Here is a 16,114-nt window from a genome sequence, read left to right as displayed (position 1 = left end):
CGGAGATGGATCTCGGACTCGGTGGTCGCGTCTACCTGGTGACCGCGGCGACGCGCGGACTGGGCTTCGCGACGGCACGGGAGCTGGTCGCCGACGGCGCGAAGGTCGTCGTCACCGGCCGCACCAAGGAGTCGCTCGCGGACGCGGTCGAGGCGCTGGGAGGACCGGAGGTCGCCGAGGGCGTCGTCGCCGACAACGGCGACCCGGACACCGCGACCCGCCTGATCGGCGCGGCGCTGGAGCGCTTCGGCCGCCTCGACGGCGTCCTGATCAGCGTCGGCGGCCCGGCTGCGGGCTCCGCGCTGGCCACGCCGGAGTCGGCGTGGCGGGACGCGTTCGAGTCGGTCTTCCTCGGCGCGCTCCGGATCGCCCGCGCGGCGGCGGACGTCCTGGGCGAGGGCGGCGCGATCGGCTTCGTCCTCTCCGCGTCGGTCCGCGAACCGATCCCCGGCCTGGCCGTCTCCAACGGCCTCCGGCCCGGTCTGGCGATGGCAGCGAAGACGCTCGCCACCGAGCTCGGCCCGGAGGGTATCCGGGTCTTCGGGCTGCTCCCCGCTCGGATCGAGACGGAACGGGTGACCCACCTCGACAGCCTGGCGGCTGATCCGGCGGCGGCCCGGAGCGCGGCGGAGGCGGGCATCCCGCTCAGGCGCTACGGCCGCCCGGAGGAGTTCGGCAAGGTCGCGGCGTTCGCGCTGTCGCCTGCGGCGTCGTACCTGACGGGAGTGATGATTCCGGTGGACGGCGGCGCGCTGCACGGCATTTGAGCACTTTGAGGTCGGCGGGGACCATGCAGTGACCTCAGGGGCGCGGTGCTCTGCTTGATCAACTGCGTGCGCGAGAAACCACCGGCATGCGGATGGTCCTCAACGCGCAGGACCATCCGCACAGGGTGGTTACTCGCGCAGAGCCCCGCGCCCCTTGAGTAGTTGCAACTACATCACCCGCAAAGAGTTACTCCCCCACGCCTGCCAGGTCGCGCAGGCGACGGAGCTGGGCCGCCCGCTCAGCCGCGCGCTGCTCGTCGAGCGAGCGCCCGCCCACGCCCTGCAGCAGCGCCTTGGTCTCGATCAGCGCGGAGCGCGGCGCGGCCAACAGCGCAGCGGCCAGCTCCGACGCGGCGGCGTCCAGCTCCTCGGCCGGGACGACGAGGTTCGCGAGCCCGGTGCGGGCCGCCTCCTCCGCGCCGACCCAGCGGCCGGTCCCGCAGATCTCCAGGGCGCGGGCCGGGCCGACCAGGTCGACCAGCGGCTTGGTGCCGGTGAGGTCGGGGACCAGGCCGAGGGCGGTCTCCTTCATCGCGAACTGGACGTCCTCCGCGACCACGCGGAGGTCACAGGCGAGCGCCAGCTGGAAGCCCGCGCCGACGGCGTGGCCCTGGACGGCGGCGATGCTGACCAGGTCGGGGCGGCGCCACCAGAGGAAGCCCTCCTGGTACTCGGCGATGACCTCGTCCGCGTCCTCGCTCTTGGCCAGGTCGATGAAGGACCGCTCGCCGGGGATGCCCTCGGGGGTGAAGGCCTGCCGGTTGAGCCCGGCGGAGAAGGAGACGCCCTCGGCGCGCAGCAGCGCCACGCGGATGGTGCCGGGCAGCTCCCGGCCGATCGCGGCGAGCGCACGCCACATCGCGGGCGACTGCGCGTTGCGGCGCTCGGCGCGGCACAGCGTGACCGTGGCGAGCTCACCCGCCAGCTCCAGGCGGACGCCCGCCTCCGCCCACTCGGCTGCTTGATCGCTCACAGGGTCCCTCCGGCAGTAGCAGAAGCATTGCTACCGAAGAGTAACCTCTGGCGTACCGCACTGCCAGCGTCCCGTGACGTGACGAACGACGGCCGGGGGGAGGATACCCGGACCGCCGTTTCGTCGAAGTGCAGATGGGGCGGAGCGTCAGGAAGTCGCCGCGGCCTTGGCCTTACCGCGCGTGGCACCGCCACGGCCACGCAGGGAAACCCCGGACTCGCTGAGCATGCGGTGGACGAAGCCGTACGAACGACCCGTCTCCTCCGCCAGCGCGCGGATACTCGCACCGGAGTCGTACTTCTTCTTGAGCTCGGTCGCGAGCTTCTCCCGCGCGGCACCAGTCACCCGGCTGCCCTTTTTCAGAGTCTCGGCCACCCGTGCCTCCTCGTAGCAGTCTCTGTCGGAATCCCATGATCACCCATGGGGGGCCCGATGGCCACCCATTCGACAAGGTCGATACGGGGATTCCCCCACCGAAGTGGTGCTGGCGCGCACTCGGGGAGCGTGCAGTACTGGGCTGCACGCCCCCGATCCGACTCACCCGATTCCGCGAAAATGCTGATCAGCAGCGGTAATTGAGCAGTGCACCGGAATCCGGATTCTCAGGAATCCCAGCAGACCCGGGAGAGGGAAGGGCCAGAAGGCGATATGAACTCTTCTGGTCCAGATGCATGATCCCCCGACTAGTCGAACAGTTCCGATACAGGGTTTTGCTACTGATAATTCACGCGAGGGACACGAGATCGGCGTATCCCTCGTTCCACAGGTCCTCCACACCGTCCGGAAGCATGATGATGCGCTCCGGCTCGAGCGCCTGGACGGCGCCCTCGTCGTGGGTCACCAGGACCACCGCACCGGCGAAGGAGTGGAGCGCGCCGAGGATCTCCTCGCGGCTGGCCGGGTCGAGGTTGTTGGTGGGCTCGTCGAGCAGCAGCACGTTGGCGCTGGAGACGACCAGGGTGGCCAGCGCCAGCCGGGTCTTCTCGCCGCCGGAGAGGACTCCCGCGGGCTTCTCCACGTCGTCGCCGGTGAAGAGGAACGAGCCGAGGATCTTGCGGACCTCGACCAGGTCCATGTCGGGCGCGGCCGAGCGCATGTTCTCCAGGATCGTCCGGTCCGGGTCCAGGGTCTCGTGCTCCTGGGCGTAGTAGCCGATCTTCAGGCCGTGGCCGGGGACGACCGAGCCGGTGTCGGGCTGCTCCACGCCCGCCAGCATCCGCAGCAGCGTGGTCTTGCCCGCGCCGTTGAGGCCGAGCACGACGACGCGCGAGCCCTTGTCGATGGCCAGGTCGACGTCGGTGAAGATCTCCAGCGAGCCGTAGGACTTGGACAGCCCCTCGGCCGTCAGCGGCGTCTTGCCGCAGGGGGCCGGCTCCGGGAAGCGCAGCCTGGCGACGCGGTCGTTCTGGCGCACCGCCTCCAGCCCGGAGAGCAGTCGCTCGGCGCGGCGGGCCATGTTCTGGGCGGCGACGGTCTTGGTGGCCTTGGCGCGCATCTTGTCGGCCTGCGAGTTGAGCTGCGCGGCCTTCTTCTCCGCGTTGGCACGCTCGCGCTTGCGGCGCTTCTCGTCGGCCTCGCGCTGCTGGAGGTAGAGCTTCCAGCCCATGTTGTAGACGTCGATGCAGGTGCGGTTGGCGTCCAGGTAGAAGACCTTGTTGACGACCTCGTCGACCAGGTTCACGTCGTGGGAGATGACGATGAAGCCGCCCTTGTAGGTCTTCAGGTAGTCGCGCAGCCAGAGGATCGAGTCGGCGTCCAGGTGGTTGGTCGGCTCGTCCAGCAGCAGGATGTCGGAGTCCGAGAAGAGGATCCGGGCCAGCTCGACGCGGCGGCGCTGACCGCCGGAGAGGGTGTGCAGGGGCTGGCCGAGGATCCGGTCCGGAAGGCCCAGGCTGGCGGCGATGGTGGCGGCTTCGGCCTCGGCGGCGTAGCCGCCCTTGGTGAGGAACTCGGTCTCCAGCCGCGAGTACTTCTTCATGGCCTGATCGCGGGTCGCGCCCTTGCCGTTGGCCATCTTGTCCTCGTTGATGCGCATCTTGCGCAGGACCTCGTCGAGGCCGCGGGCGGAGAGCACGCGGTCGCGGGCGAGGACGTCGAGGTCGCCGGTGCGCGGGTCCTGCGGAAGGTAGCCGACCTCGCCGCTGCGGGTGACCGTGCCGCCCGCGGCCTGGCCTTCACCCGCGAGGACCTTGGTCAGCGTGGTCTTGCCCGCACCGTTGCGGCCCACCAGCCCGATCCGGTCACCGGCCGCGACGCGGAACGTCGCCGACTCGATCAGGATGCGCGCGCCCGCGCGCAGTTCGACGTCGTTGGCGGCGATCATGGCGAAGCGGCTCCGTAGCTGGGCCCGGGGTGCGGGACGGTAACTGGCTGCGGGACCGTCCGGACGGACCCATGCTGCAGATTTCAAGCAATTCTAACGGGCCGCGCAAATGCATTCCCGAGCCGCTCGGCCGGTGACGGGGTCCACGGCGAAGGACCGCAGCCAGGGCAGCGCCGTGACCTGGAGGGCCGTGCCGCCGACACCGCTCATCGAGACCGCGTCGTAGGGGCGTCCCCAGAGCCGTCCGTCGAGGTCGTAGCCCTCCAGCGAGACCCCGCCGCCCGCGCAGTCCCGGCGCACCACCAGCCAGTCCCCCACCTGAGCGGGCGCTGCCGCTCCGGTCAGCCGGTAGCGGCAGCCCTGGGGCGGCAGGGTCGAGGTGCGGATCGTCCCGTCGCCGGTGTTGTAGGTCATCACCAGCTCGGAGGTCAGCACCAGGAACGACGCTCCGGTGGGCACCGTCGGCGGAGGCAGCGGCCTCCCGCCCGCGTCGGCGCCGTCGCCCGGCTCGCTGCCGAGCGGCACGACCAGCAGCGGGCCGGTGGGCGTGATCCCGGGTACGAAGCGGTGCCAGCGCACGGCGGCGGCGCCGGGCTGCAGGCCGGTGAGCATCCCGTCGTCCCAGACGGCCACGCTGGTCCCCGTGCCGTCGCTTCCGTCCCCACGGGCGCTTCCGGTCAGCGGGACCAGTCGGATCGGGGTGCGTCCCGGCCTGCGGTAGCTCCACGCGGCGACGCCGGTACGCCGGTCGTAGGCCTGCACGGCGCCTCCTGCGGTCACCCGCAGGGCGTCGGCGGCGATCCCGCGCGCGTGCGGGTCGGACGAGTCGGCGACGGCGTCCCCGAACGGCGCGGGCCGCAGGGAGCGTGCGGTCGCGCCGAGGGCGACCAGCCCGCCGAGCAGCAGGGCCACCAGCGAGAGGAGCAGAAGCCGCGGTCGGAGGGTCGGCGAGCGCATGGACGTCACGGTAAGGGCGCGACCCCGGCCAGAACGTCAGGCGCGCGGCTGATAGATGATCAACCCCGCGCCGACCAGGCATACGCAGGCCCCGACGATGTCCCAGGGGGACGGCCGGAAGCCGTCCACCAGGACGCCCCAGGCGAGCGAGCCCGCGACGAAGACCCCGCCGTAGGCGGCCAGCACCCGCCCGAACGAGCCGTCCGGCTGCGCGGCGGCGACGAACCCGTACGCGCCGAGCGCGAGCACACCGCCGACGGCGAGCAGCCAACTGCGGTGCTCGCGCACGGCCTGCCAGATCAGCCAGCAGCCGCCGATCTCTGCGAAGGCGGCGAGGACGAAAAGCAGGAGGGAACGGGTGACGGCCATGGGAATGAGACTAAGAGATCGTCGATGCAGGTGGGGACGGGCTAAACGTCAGTGGCGCGGCGCTCCACCGATCTGCGGCGCCGCCGCGTGGGCGCGGCCAGGCGGTACTTCGCTCCCGTAGGACGTTGCACGGTCAGGGAGAGCCCCGCGCCCCTGAGGCGCGACTTCCCCAAATTGCCTCAGAAGTCGCTAACTGTCGCTCTGCGTCCCGCCGGAGAGGCGATGTGCCAGCACTCGCCGCCACGACCGGACGCTCGCCAGCCACGGCATGCGCTCGCGCGCAAAGCCCTTCACGCGCCCGCTCGCGCACGCCGCCATTGCGACGGCGGCGACGGCCGGGCGAGAGCCCAGGAGGACGCGTTCGTTGTGGGCAGGGTCGGGGCGCCAGCGTTGTTTGTAGGGCTCGTTGCCGCGAAGCAGGCTGAGTTCGGCGCGGCCGGCGGCGACGGTGTGGGCGAGGGCCTCGCCGAACAGCATGCCGGCGATGTCGACGCGCTCGCGGGCCTCCGGGTGGACGCCGTAGACGTAGAGCGCCGTCAGGGTCGGGCCCTGGAGCTGTAGGTCGCAGGCGATCAGGCGGCCGTCCAGGCGGTACTCGCGGAGGGTCGCCCGGTCTGTGGCGGCCATGCTGGTCGCCGCCGCGCGCAGGTGTGTGGCGAACCGGTCCCGCATGTGCTCGGGGGTCGCCCCGCGGTCGCGCCACTGGAGCGCGTGCAGGGCGAGCATGCGGTCGACCGCCTCGGGGGCCTCCCCCGGCAGGACGGTGCGGACCTCGATCCCCGCGGCGGCCAGCTTGCGCAGCTTGACCTTGGTGCGCTGGGCCGTGCGGCCCGGCAGGCGGGTCAGCAGTTCCTCCATCGGGACGCCGGGCAGGTGCTGGACCAGGGAGCCGGGCAGGCGGCGCAGCGTGCGCGGCCAGTGCGGGGCGAGGTGGTGGAGCGCCGCGTCGGCCCGTACCTCACCGAGGTCGAGGCGGGCCCAGGGGCCACGCAGCTCCGCCGCCAGCGCGGCGGCGAGCGCGCCGGCGGCCTCGTCCAGATGCTCGCCGTCGAGCAGCACGTCGTGGAAGTCGGTGATCTCCCCGCCGAGCGGACGCAGCGCCGCGCCGTCGCGGTGGAGCGGGGCCACGGCGATCAGCCTGTCGTGCCGACGGACCGTCACCAGCCGGAGCCGTCCCGGGCGTCCGTAGCTGTGCCACCACGAGGAGAGCCAGGCGTGGCTCTGGAACGGCGTGGCACCGGGACTGCGGTCCTGCAGCTCGTCCCACTCCGCCGCCAGGGCGTCCAGCGCGCGCTCGTCGCGCAGCACGACGGTCTCCAGCAGCGGAGCGGGCCCCGAGGCCGCCGACTCGGGGGCGAGCGTGGTCATGCCCCGGCCCCGGCCGACTCCCGCTGTTGCTCGGGCACCGGCGCGGCGTCGGACTCCGTGGGCTCCACGCTCCCGGTCACCGCGTCCGCCGTCCCGGGCAGGTCCTCCGGGCGACGGCCGGTGCCGCCGGTGCGGGCCAGCAGGGCGAGGCTGCCGAGCAGCGCACCCGCCGCGCCGCCCACCGCGACGTCCAGGCTGCGCGAGGGTGAGGACGGGGTGGCGGGCTCGGCGGCTGTGGCGAAGGTCATCAACCGGATGTGGGTCTGCTTGGCCGTGGTGTCGCCGAAGTCGACCATGGAGCGGGCGACCGCGTTGGCCTCGCGAGCCGCCTGGTGGGCGCTCGCCGCGGAGCCGGTGATCTCGATCACCGGCGCGTCCGGGGAGGTCTGCGCCTGGATCTGGGTGGTCAGTTGACGGACCGTCGCGCCGGTCGTGGCGGCGGCCGGGGCGAGGATCTCCGGCTGGCCCACGACGCGGCCGTAGGCCTGGGCGAAGTTCACCGCCGTCGAGCTGTCCGTGCCGGGGTCGGCGACCGCCATGACGTAGGCGTTCGCCTGGTACTGCGGGGTGGCCACCAGGGCGTAGCCGCCGCCCGCGACCGCTCCGGCGGGGACGGCCACCAGCAGGGGCCACCACCTGCGCAGCGCGGCGCGCAGCACGGGGTGCGCCTTGGCTGTCTGCTTCTCGCTCTCAGGCACGGGTCATCTCCTTGGGTGAGGCTTCGCGGTCTTGCGGTGCGGCGGGGTGTGCGGCGGAGTCCGGGTCGGGATGCGGGAGGGGGTGAGGGACGGGGTGAGGGTCCGACGACGGGCGGCCGGGTTCGCCGAGTGCCTCGGCGTAGACGGCGGCGACGCGCGGGGCCAGCCGGGCGATGTCGTAGCGGGTGACGACCGCGCGGGGCGGGTCCGGTCGGTCCGAGCTCCCCTGTCCGGGTTCCGTGCCGCGCAGGCGCAGTCGCTCCACGGCCGCCGCATACGCCTCGGGCGTCGGCTGGGTGCGGGCCGATCCCTGGCGGTCCAGGGCGCGTTGGTCCATGACCGGCAGCTCCGTAAGGGCCGGGCCGGAGGACCAGAGCACGGGCAGCCCGGCGGCCAGCGCCTCGACCAGCGCCAGCCCGAAGGTCTCCCCCTCGGACGGCGCGGCCAGCACGTCCATCGCGCCCAACAGCGCGGGCACGTCGTCGCGTTCGCCGGTGAGGACCACCCGGTCGGCGACGCCGCGCGCTCGGGCCAGGTCGAGCAGCTCCGCCCGTGCGGGGCCCGCGCCGACCAGCAGCAGCCGGACGGCGTCCGGCAGCAGCGGCATCGCGTCGAGAAGGACGTCGAAGCGCTTACCCGGCACCAACCGGCCCACGCCGCCGACGACGTACGCCTCCTCGGGCAGCCCGAGCGCGGCACGGCATGCGGCACGGGACGTGTCGGGGGACGCGGCTCGGGACGCAGCCGGGGGCGCGGCTCGGGGCACCGCGGGGCACGCGGCGGGGAGGTGGTAGGCGTCCGGCTCGATCCCGTTGGGGACGATCCGGATCCGGCCCGGCCTGACGCCCCAGGCGCGGAGCTGCTCGGCGACCGCCTCGGAGACGGCGATGGTGGTGGTTCCCAGCCGCTCAGCGGCCAGGTAGAGCCGCCGCACGCCGAAGCCGGTGCGCCGTCCCTCCAGCACGCCGGGCTGGAGCGAGTGCTCGGTGGCGACGACGGCCCTGACCCCGGCCAGCCGGGCGGCCAACCGGCCGTAGAGACAGGCCCGGTAGAGGTGGCAGTGCACCACGTCGTAGCGGCCGTCGCGGATCAGCCGGACCAGGCGCGGCAGCGCGGCCAGGTCGCGGTTGCCGCGCATCCCGAGCTCGTGGACGGTGATCCCGTCGGCGCGCAGGCCGACGGCGACCGTGCCGGGGTCCGGTCCCGATGCGCAGAGCTGGACCACCTCGCAGTGGACCGCGCCCGGCCCGGCGGTGGGCAGGTGCCGCAGCAGCAGCCGCAGTTGCTGCTCGGCGCCGCCTGCCCGCAGGCCGGTGATCACATGGAGCACCCGGAGCGGGCGCTCGGCACGGACCCGCTCGGGGCCGGGCTGATCCGCACCGGCCTGACGCATCGTCACCATCCGATACCCCGCACCGCGTGGCGTACGCGCTTGGCACGCAGGCGCAGACCGCCGTCCCGCTGGCCGACGTAGCAGCGCGGCAGCGCCCAGCGGCTGGTCCCGGCGTGGTGGCCGATGCCGACGCCGTAGCCGTACCCGGCCTCGCGGACCGCGCCGATCGCTGCGTCGTCGAACAGACCGTACGGGTAGCAGAAACCGGCGACCGGGGCCTCCACCACCGACTCCAGCAGTTCCTTGCTGCGGCGGGTCTCCAGGGCCAGCTCCTCGGCGGGCAGGCCCTTCATCCGGCGGTGGCTGAGCGAGTGCGAGCCGATCTCCACCCCGGCCGAGGCCATGGCCCGGACCTGCGCGATCGTCACCAGCGGCTTGCGCGGGGCGTCCGCGTCCCAGGCGTTGTGGCCGCCCATCCGTCCGGCGACGACGTAGGCGGTCGCGGTGAAGCCGTGGCGGCGCAGTACCGGCACCACCTCGCGCGGGAAGTCCGCGTAGCCGTCGTCGAAGGTCAGTCCGACCAACCCGGCGGCGGCGCCGTCGGCGTGGGCGCGGAGCAGCTCGCTCATCGCGACGCCGCGCAGCTTGCGCCGGTGCAGCCAGTCCATCTGCCGGGCGAATCGTTCCGGGGAGACGGTCAGCAGGTACGGGTCCTGCTCGTCCGAGTCGACCGAGTGGTACATCAGCGTCCACGGCGGCCTGCCGGCGAAACCCTCCGCGCGCTCGACGCCTTCGGTGCCCTCGACATCCTCGGTGCGCTCAGCCTGGACCACGTTCCCCCTCTGCTGCGCCAACGGCCGTTCGTCCTGCAGCGGTTCAGCAACCATCAGACTCTCCCGTCGCATGTTCGATCTCTGCGCCGCGCGGGCGCACGACGGTCGGCCGCGAGGCCAGCCGTCCGCGCAGTCCGGCCAGCACGTCGCTCACGCCGGGAGCGCGCAGCGCCCCCGCCAGAGCGAGGAAGAAAAGCAAGCCCGTGACCGCTCCGAGCAGCAGCGGCGGCAGGTTCCCGAACGCGTCCACGCCGGGGATGTTGGCGGCCAGCCAAGCCGGGACGGTGGCCCCGGCGGCGGCCAGGACGAGCCGCAGCTGGCCGCCCAGAACGGTGTGCGTCCGCACCGGAATGCCGCGCGTGCGCAGCGCGTGCAGCAGCAGCACGGCAGTGAGGCTGATCCCGGCGGCGTTGCCCGCGGCCAGGCCGAGGGCGCCGACGAAGGGGGTTGCCCCGACGGCGACCACGATGTTGACCAGCAGCCCGAGGGCCATCGCGGCGATCGGGTACCAGTCGGTGCGGTCCAACGGCCGTGCGGTGTGCCGCTGCGTCCCGTCGACCGCGACGCCCGGGCCGAAGCCGACGGCCGGACGAGCGGCGAGAAACGGTCGGATCAGCGCGCCGACCAGGCCCTGCGCCAGCAGTCCGAGGCTGTAGACGCGCATCAGCGACGCCGTCGCCGCGGCGTCCTGTGCGGTGAACGCGCCGCGCTCGAACAGCACACCGACCACCTGCGGCGCGCAGGCCACCAACACCACCGTCCCGGCCAGCACCACCGCGCCGACCACGGACAGGTCGGCCTCGACGCGCTGGCGCGCGCGCTGGACGTCGCCCTCGGCCAGCGCCCTGGCGATCATCGGGAAGGTGACCGTGCAGACCAGGATCCCGATGATCATGACGTTCTGGGCGACCTTCTCGGCGTAGTTGAGCTCCGAGATGGTGCCCGGCGGCAGCGTGGAGCCGATGAACCGCTCGACGAAGATCTGCGACTGCCGGGTCAGCGTGAACAGCACGATCGGCAGCAGCGCCATCGGGCTGAGCACCGGCCCGCCGGACGTCGCCGCCCCGGCCGCGCCCGCTCCGCGCGGCCGACGCCACGTCAACCGGCTGACGTGCCGGGCGAACGGCGGCAGCAGCACCGCCGTCATCAGCAGGCTGCCGAGCGCCACGCCGCCCGCCGCGGCGCGAACTCCGAGGCTGCCGTGGAGCAGCAGCATCACGCCGAGGATCCCGGAGTTGTACGCGATGTAGACCGCGCCGGGCCCGGTGAAGCGGTGGTGCGAGCGGAGTCCGGCGCTGAGGTAGCCGGTGAGGCCGAACGGCAGCACGGTGACGGCGGTCAGCCGGGTGCAGACGACGGCGAGCTGCGGATCGGCCAGCCCGGGCGCGAGCAGGCGCACCAGCACCGGCGCGCCGATCGCGGTCACCGCGGAGAGCAGCGCCAGCGCGAGCGCCAGCGGCGGCAGCGTCGCCGCGACCAACGCCCGGACCTGGTCGACCTCCTGGGCTTCGGCGGCGGCCTCCCCGGACACCGCCTGCTCACCCTGCTTCCCGCGGGCGGCCAGCGCGGCGCTGAAGGCGGGGACGGTCAGGAACGCCATCCCGTCCTCGATCAGCAGCGGCGCGGCCGTCTCCGGCACGGTCCAGGCGACCAGGAAGGCGTCCGTGGCAGAGCCCGCGCCGTAGAAGCGGGCCAGCAACAGGTCGCGCAGCAGCCCCAGGATCGAGCCGAGCGCGCTGAACAGCGCGGTGACGCCGAACGCCCTGGCGACGAAGGAGCGTGTCGGCGCGGGAGCCGGTGCGTCGGGTGCCGGTGCGGGCGGCGGGGCTTCGGTAGCCGTGGTCATCGGGCCGACGCCTCCCTTCGGGTCAGGGCGGAGCGCGGCGACGGGATCGCCAGCGGTCCGGGCCGTGTGCCCACCCCGGCGCAGAGGCCCAGCAGCACGGAGATCAGCACGGTGGTGGTGCCGCCGATGTCGGCGTAGAGGAAGTCGACCAGCTGCCAGACCAGCAGCCCGAGCACGGCCGGATTGCGCCAGCAGCCGAGGGCGGTTCCGAGCAGCAGCGCGCCGAAGCAGGTCAGCCCGAGAAGGCCCTGCTCGCTCAGCACCAGCAGGTACATGTTGTGCGGCGACAGCAGCGGTTCGCGCGAGTACGCCGCGCCCGCGCCGCCGGTGTCGGAGCCGGACGAGAGCCGCAGCGGCGCGGAGGCGTCGCGGAAGGCGGGGAACTCCTTCGGCCCGACGCCGGTGACCGGGTGCGCCCGCCAGATGCGTTCGGCGGTGGTCCACAGGTCGTAGCGGTCGGTCACCGAGTGGTCGGCGGCCCCGGTGACCGAGCCGATGCTGGCCAGACGGGCCGTCACCGAGGCCTGGCCGCCGTCCGGTCCCCCCATCTTCACCACACCGCCCGCGGCCAGCCCGCCGAGCAGCACCACGCCCGCCGCCGTCGCCACGACCACGCAGCGCAGCAGCAGCCGGACGTCGGTGAGCAGCAGCACCACGGTCACCGCCACGCCGGTGGCGATCCAGCTGCCACGGCTGAACGACAGTGCCAGCGGAACGCTCAACGCCAGTGCGGTCAGCGACCACCAGCGCATCGGCACGGTCCGCTGCTCCCGACGGGCCTCCAGGGCCAGCCCGAGCGCGGCGAGCAGCCCGAAGCTGACCACCACGGACATCGCCATCACGTCCTGCGCCCCGAAGGTGCCGACCGCCCGCTGGTCGCCGCCCGCGTAGGAGGCGCCGGTGCCGGTCAGGTACTGCGAGACGCCGAGCGCGCCCTCCAGCAGCGCCGCCGCCGCGAACGCGCCGAAGACCAGCCGCAGGTCGCGCCGGTCGCGGACGGCGTAGAGCACGGCCGCGGGCACCACCACGAAGATCTGGACGAACCGGACGAAGCCGGAGAGGCTGGTGTGCGGGTCCTGCGAGGCGGCCGTCGCCACCCCGACGCCGACCAGCGTCGCCGCGCTCAACACGGCGGCCCGGAGCGGCATGAACCGGGTGCGCCGCCACAGCGCCCACGGCAGCGTGATCGCGACCAGCGCGAGCGAGCCGACGTCCGCCGGGGTCACGTGGACCTGTGCGGTCACGTCCTGGTTGCCCGGCGGTACGCAGACCAGGACCACGGTCAGGGCGACCAGGTGGGCCGGCCGCACGGCGCCCCACCGTAGGGCGAGTCCCCGCAGGGTGAACCCCCGGAAGGTACTCCCGCACAAACCGAAGCCCCGCACCGTGAGACCCTGCACCCTCTCAGCCAGGTGCACTCTCAGCTCCCGTCCGTCCGCAGCACCGCGAGCACCGTGCGGAGCAGGATCTTGACGTCCTGCCACAGGCTCCAGCTGTCGATGTAGTAGTTGTCGAACCGGGTCCGGTCCTCGATGGAGGTGTCCCCGCGCAGCCCGTTGACCTGGGCGAACCCGGTCAGCCCGACGGGGACGCGGTGCCGCTCGCGGTAGCGCGGGTAGGCCTGGGCGAACCGCATGACGAAGTAGGGGCGCTCGGGACGCGGGCCGACCAGACTCATCTCGCCGCGCACCACGTTCCACAGCTGCGGCAGTTCGTCGAGCGAGGTGCGGCGGAGGAACCGCCCGACGGGGCCGAGCCGGTCGTCGTGGGCGATGTTCCAGCGCGTCGAGGACTCGTGCTCGTCCACCGGCCGCAGGGTGCGGAACTTGAACAGGGTGAAGGTCCGCCCGTCCAGGCCGACGCGTTCCTGACGGAAGATCACTCCCGGTCCGCCCTCGGCCCGCACGGCGATCGCGCAGGCCAGCAGGACCAGGGAGGACAACAGCAGCCCGACGCCCGCGAAGCAGAGGTCGGCGGCGCGCTTCAGCGCCCAACTGGGCCGGTGCATCGGGCTGCTGCCGAGCCGCAGGCAAGGGAACCCCCAGAGGTGGTCCCCGACGGCCGTGCGCCGTCCGCCGTGCTCGAACGCCCCGTAGTCGGGGAAGCCCGGCACGAACCAGACGTCGCAGCCGAAGTCGGTGCTGGTCCGCAGCATCTGCGCGGACCGCTCGTCGTCCATGCCGCCGCTGGTGAGGATCACGTCGCGGATGCCGCGCAGGGGCAGCTCGCGCACCAGTGCGTCCGGGCCGCCCAGGACCGGCATGGTGGAGTCGGCGGGCAGGAAGATCGGGTCCGGGTCGATGAAGCCGACCGGACGCAGCCCGTACTCGGGGTGCTCCAGCAGCGCCCCCGCGATCCGCTGGCCGACGTGCCCCGCGCCCGCGATCAGCGTCGGTCGGGGGGAGCGACGGCGATGCGTGCGCACGGCGCGGTAGACGAGGGCGCGGCCGACCGAGTCGAGCACCAGGTGGCACAGCAGCAGCGCGCCCAGCACCCGGGCGTCGGCCGGGATGGAGGTCGGCAGCGCGAACGGCAGCAGGTAGGTCTGCAGACAGCGTTCGAGGGTCAACGCGAACGAGAGGGCGATGGCCGCCCGCCCGGCCAGGCCGGGCAGTTCGTCCAGTACCGAGGGGGCCAGCCGGAGCCGGTACTGCCCACCGGAGGAGTACATCAGCACGAGCACCGGAAGCAGCCCGCAGGCGGCCCGCAGAGTGGCGGCCGCGTCGCCCGGCAGCACCAGCGCCAGCGCCCCCAGAGCAGCCACGACGTCGACGGCGAGCAACGCGGCGGGGATGCCGGTTCCACCCCGGACGGCCGGGGAGCTCGCCGCGGAGGAGACTCCCGGACCCTGCCGACGGGCGGGGGCCAGGCCGACAGCCCCCATGCCCGCAGGCAGTTCCTCGTTGTCGATGGTGGTCATCCGCGCACGTACTCCCCTGACGGAGGTAGCACCTGCCGCCGCGAGCGGCACCCATGCCGTCTCACGGAGAAAGGAATGAAGCAGGCAAATAGGACATTACAGAATTTCTGCTGGAATACTCACAGCGGCGGGCGGTCTTCACACCGTTGACGATTAGTCAGACTTTCCGATCCGTCGACCGACGGCTGTCGCGGCCGTCCCGACCGGACCGGCGGGCGCCGGAACGCGACGCGACTGGAGCACGGCGTCGTACGTCTGCGCCATCAACATCCGTGTGGCACGCAGATCATGACGCTCCGCCGTCCGCACGCGGGACCGACGCCCGAGCTCCGCGCAGAGCGACTGGTCGGAGAGCAGCCGGGTGAGCGACGTGGCGAGCGTTCGGGTGTCGCCGACGGGAACAGGGAATTGCTGTTCGCCCAGACATTCGCGTGCGCCCGCCACATCCGAGAGCACCACCGGGCGGCCACAGGCCATCGCCTCCAGCGGAGCCAGCGCCATGCCCTCCCACCGCGAGGGCAGCACCATCACGTCACCCGCCATGTACCAGGGGCGCGGATCGTCCACCCGACCCGCGAAGACGACACTCTCCGGCACCGGAAGCGTCGCCGCGCAGTCCTCCAGCGCGCCCCGGTCCGGCCCGTCCCCGACCAGCGCGAGCCGCGCGTGCGGCAGCTCGGCCAGCACCTCGCCCCAGGCCCGGAGCAGCAGGTCCTGCCCCTTCTGCCGGCAGAGCCGCCCGACGCACACCGCCAGCGGCGCGTGCTGGGTCAGCCCCAGCGCCCGACGGGCGCGCTGCCGGGAGGGCAGGCCCTTGGGGTCGTACCGCTCCAGGTCGATGCCGTTGGGCACCAGCGCCCACCGTCCGCCGAGCCCCACGGCCTGGCCGCGGGCCCGCTCCTCGGCGCTGACGCAGACCAGCCGGTCGCTCCAGCGCGTCGCCCAGCGCTCCCACCGCTCGGTCATGCGGGCCGTGGGCCCCGACACCGCCTCGAACGACCAGGCGTGCGGCTGGAACACGGTGGCGATCCGCCCACGGATCGCCAGTCGGCCGGCGAGGCCGGCCTTGGAGCTGTGCAGATGGACCAGGTCCGGCCGCGCCTCGCCAACGACCTTGCGCAGCGCGGCGATCTCCTGCGGCAGCCCCGGCCCCGGACCGCGCTCGGCGCTCCACGGCACGAGCCGCGCGCCGGCCGCCACGGCCTCCCGCCCGAGCCGACCACCCTCCGGACACGGGCACGTCACCACCACGTCGTGCCCGTCGGCGACCTGACCCCGCACCAGGTCGGCCACGACCTGGGCGACGCCGCCGTCGACGGGCTGCGATACATGAAGGATCGTCAAGGGTTCACAACTGGGCACGTCGCGCAACATATGCCGGTGGACAGGAGGTTTTCTCCGACGCTCACCCGGACGGAGGATTCTTGTACCTGCTTGGGTGAGCAGGCGTCACTTCGGTGACTCCGACGGCGTTGGACCGCCGGGGACCGTCACAGGATCTTCACGGACCGTTACGCCGACCGGGTCCGTTGCACTACCAGGGGCCCGGGGCTGTGCTGATCTGCGGCTCCGCCGCGTGGGCGCGACAAGCCACTGCTTTCGCTGCCGCAGGTAGTTGCAACACCCAGGGGCGCGGGGAACTGCGCGAGAATCCACCCGGTGCGGATGGCCCTGCGCGTTCGGGGTTCCACCTGCGTGGGTGGCTTGTCGCGTAGTTCCCCGCGCCC

14 protein-coding genes are annotated in these 16,114 nt (G+C 73.1%); 1 reads left to right on the top strand and 13 read right to left on the bottom strand.

Annotated features, from left to right (window positions below; genetic code table 11):
* Window positions 1-5: 5 nt before the first annotated feature.
* Window positions 6-767, top strand: coding sequence for an SDR family oxidoreductase (locus tag ABH940_RS25650; RefSeq protein ID WP_370072497.1), 762 nt, complete (start codon window positions 6-8; stop codon window positions 765-767).
* Between the two features lie 187 nt (window positions 768-954).
* Here ABH940_RS25650 and ABH940_RS25645 read toward each other — a convergent pair whose 3' ends face one another.
* The 13 genes from ABH940_RS25645 to ABH940_RS25585 form a co-directional block, all read right to left on the bottom strand.
* Complete coding sequence (locus ABH940_RS25645) at window positions 955-1,740, bottom strand: enoyl-CoA hydratase/isomerase family protein (RefSeq protein ID WP_370072498.1); 786 nt, start codon at window positions 1,738-1,740, stop codon at window positions 955-957.
* 147 nt (window positions 1,741-1,887) lie between these two features.
* Window positions 1,888-2,115 carry a helix-turn-helix domain-containing protein gene (locus ABH940_RS25640; protein ID WP_370072499.1) on the bottom strand — a complete coding sequence of 76 codons (228 nt, stop codon included), beginning with the start codon at window positions 2,113-2,115 and terminating at the stop codon, window positions 1,888-1,890.
* 349 nt (window positions 2,116-2,464) lie between these two features.
* Window positions 2,465-4,063, bottom strand: a complete 1,599-nt coding sequence (locus ABH940_RS25635) for an ABC-F family ATP-binding cassette domain-containing protein (RefSeq protein ID WP_370072500.1) — start codon at window positions 4,061-4,063, stop codon at window positions 2,465-2,467.
* A gap of 93 nt (window positions 4,064-4,156) precedes the next feature.
* The gene (locus ABH940_RS25630; RefSeq protein ID WP_370106265.1) at window positions 4,157-5,020 is read right to left on the bottom strand and encodes a hypothetical protein; all 864 of its coding nucleotides are present in this window, start codon (window positions 5,018-5,020) and stop codon (window positions 4,157-4,159) included.
* 36 nt (window positions 5,021-5,056) lie between these two features.
* Window positions 5,057-5,389: a YnfA family protein gene (locus ABH940_RS25625; protein ID WP_370072502.1), complete on the bottom strand. Its 333-nt coding sequence runs from the start codon at window positions 5,387-5,389 to the stop codon at window positions 5,057-5,059.
* Between the two features lie 189 nt (window positions 5,390-5,578).
* Entirely contained in the window at window positions 5,579-6,757 is a 1,179-nt protein-coding gene (locus ABH940_RS25620) for a GNAT family N-acetyltransferase (RefSeq protein WP_370106264.1), read from the bottom strand.
* Entirely contained in the window at window positions 6,754-7,455 is a 702-nt protein-coding gene (locus tag ABH940_RS25615) for a lipopolysaccharide biosynthesis protein (RefSeq protein WP_370106263.1), read from the bottom strand. The genes ABH940_RS25620 and ABH940_RS25615 overlap by 4 nt, the downstream gene beginning before the upstream one ends.
* Window positions 7,448-8,848: a glycosyltransferase gene (locus ABH940_RS25610; protein ID WP_370072528.1), complete on the bottom strand. Its 1,401-nt coding sequence runs from the start codon at window positions 8,846-8,848 to the stop codon at window positions 7,448-7,450. The genes ABH940_RS25615 and ABH940_RS25610 overlap by 8 nt, the downstream gene beginning before the upstream one ends.
* A gap of 2 nt (window positions 8,849-8,850) precedes the next feature.
* Window positions 8,851-9,675: a polysaccharide deacetylase family protein gene (locus tag ABH940_RS25605; protein WP_370106262.1), complete on the bottom strand. Its 825-nt coding sequence runs from the start codon at window positions 9,673-9,675 to the stop codon at window positions 8,851-8,853.
* Window positions 9,665-11,467: a murein biosynthesis integral membrane protein MurJ gene (murJ, locus tag ABH940_RS25600; protein ID WP_370072506.1), complete on the bottom strand. Its 1,803-nt coding sequence runs from the start codon at window positions 11,465-11,467 to the stop codon at window positions 9,665-9,667. Before murJ ends, ABH940_RS25605 begins: the two co-directional genes overlap by 11 nt.
* Window positions 11,464-12,777, bottom strand: a complete 1,314-nt coding sequence (locus tag ABH940_RS25595; RefSeq protein ID WP_370072507.1) for an O-antigen ligase family protein — start codon at window positions 12,775-12,777, stop codon at window positions 11,464-11,466. The genes murJ and ABH940_RS25595 overlap by 4 nt, the downstream gene beginning before the upstream one ends.
* 110 nt (window positions 12,778-12,887) lie before the next feature.
* Window positions 12,888-14,387, bottom strand: coding sequence for a sugar transferase (locus tag ABH940_RS25590; protein ID WP_370072508.1), 1,500 nt, complete (start codon window positions 14,385-14,387; stop codon window positions 12,888-12,890).
* A 153-nt stretch (window positions 14,388-14,540) separates the two neighbouring features.
* Window positions 14,541-15,731: a glycosyltransferase gene (locus ABH940_RS25585; RefSeq protein ID WP_370072509.1), complete on the bottom strand. Its 1,191-nt coding sequence runs from the start codon at window positions 15,729-15,731 to the stop codon at window positions 14,541-14,543.
* Between the last annotated feature and the right edge of the window lie 383 nt (window positions 15,732-16,114).

This window comes from Streptacidiphilus sp. BW17, assembly GCF_041262485.1.
Lineage (GTDB): Bacteria > Actinomycetota > Actinomycetes > Streptomycetales > Streptomycetaceae > Streptacidiphilus.
The sequence above is the reverse complement of the archived record's forward strand: the minus strand, read 5'-3'. Positions and strand labels throughout refer to the sequence as shown.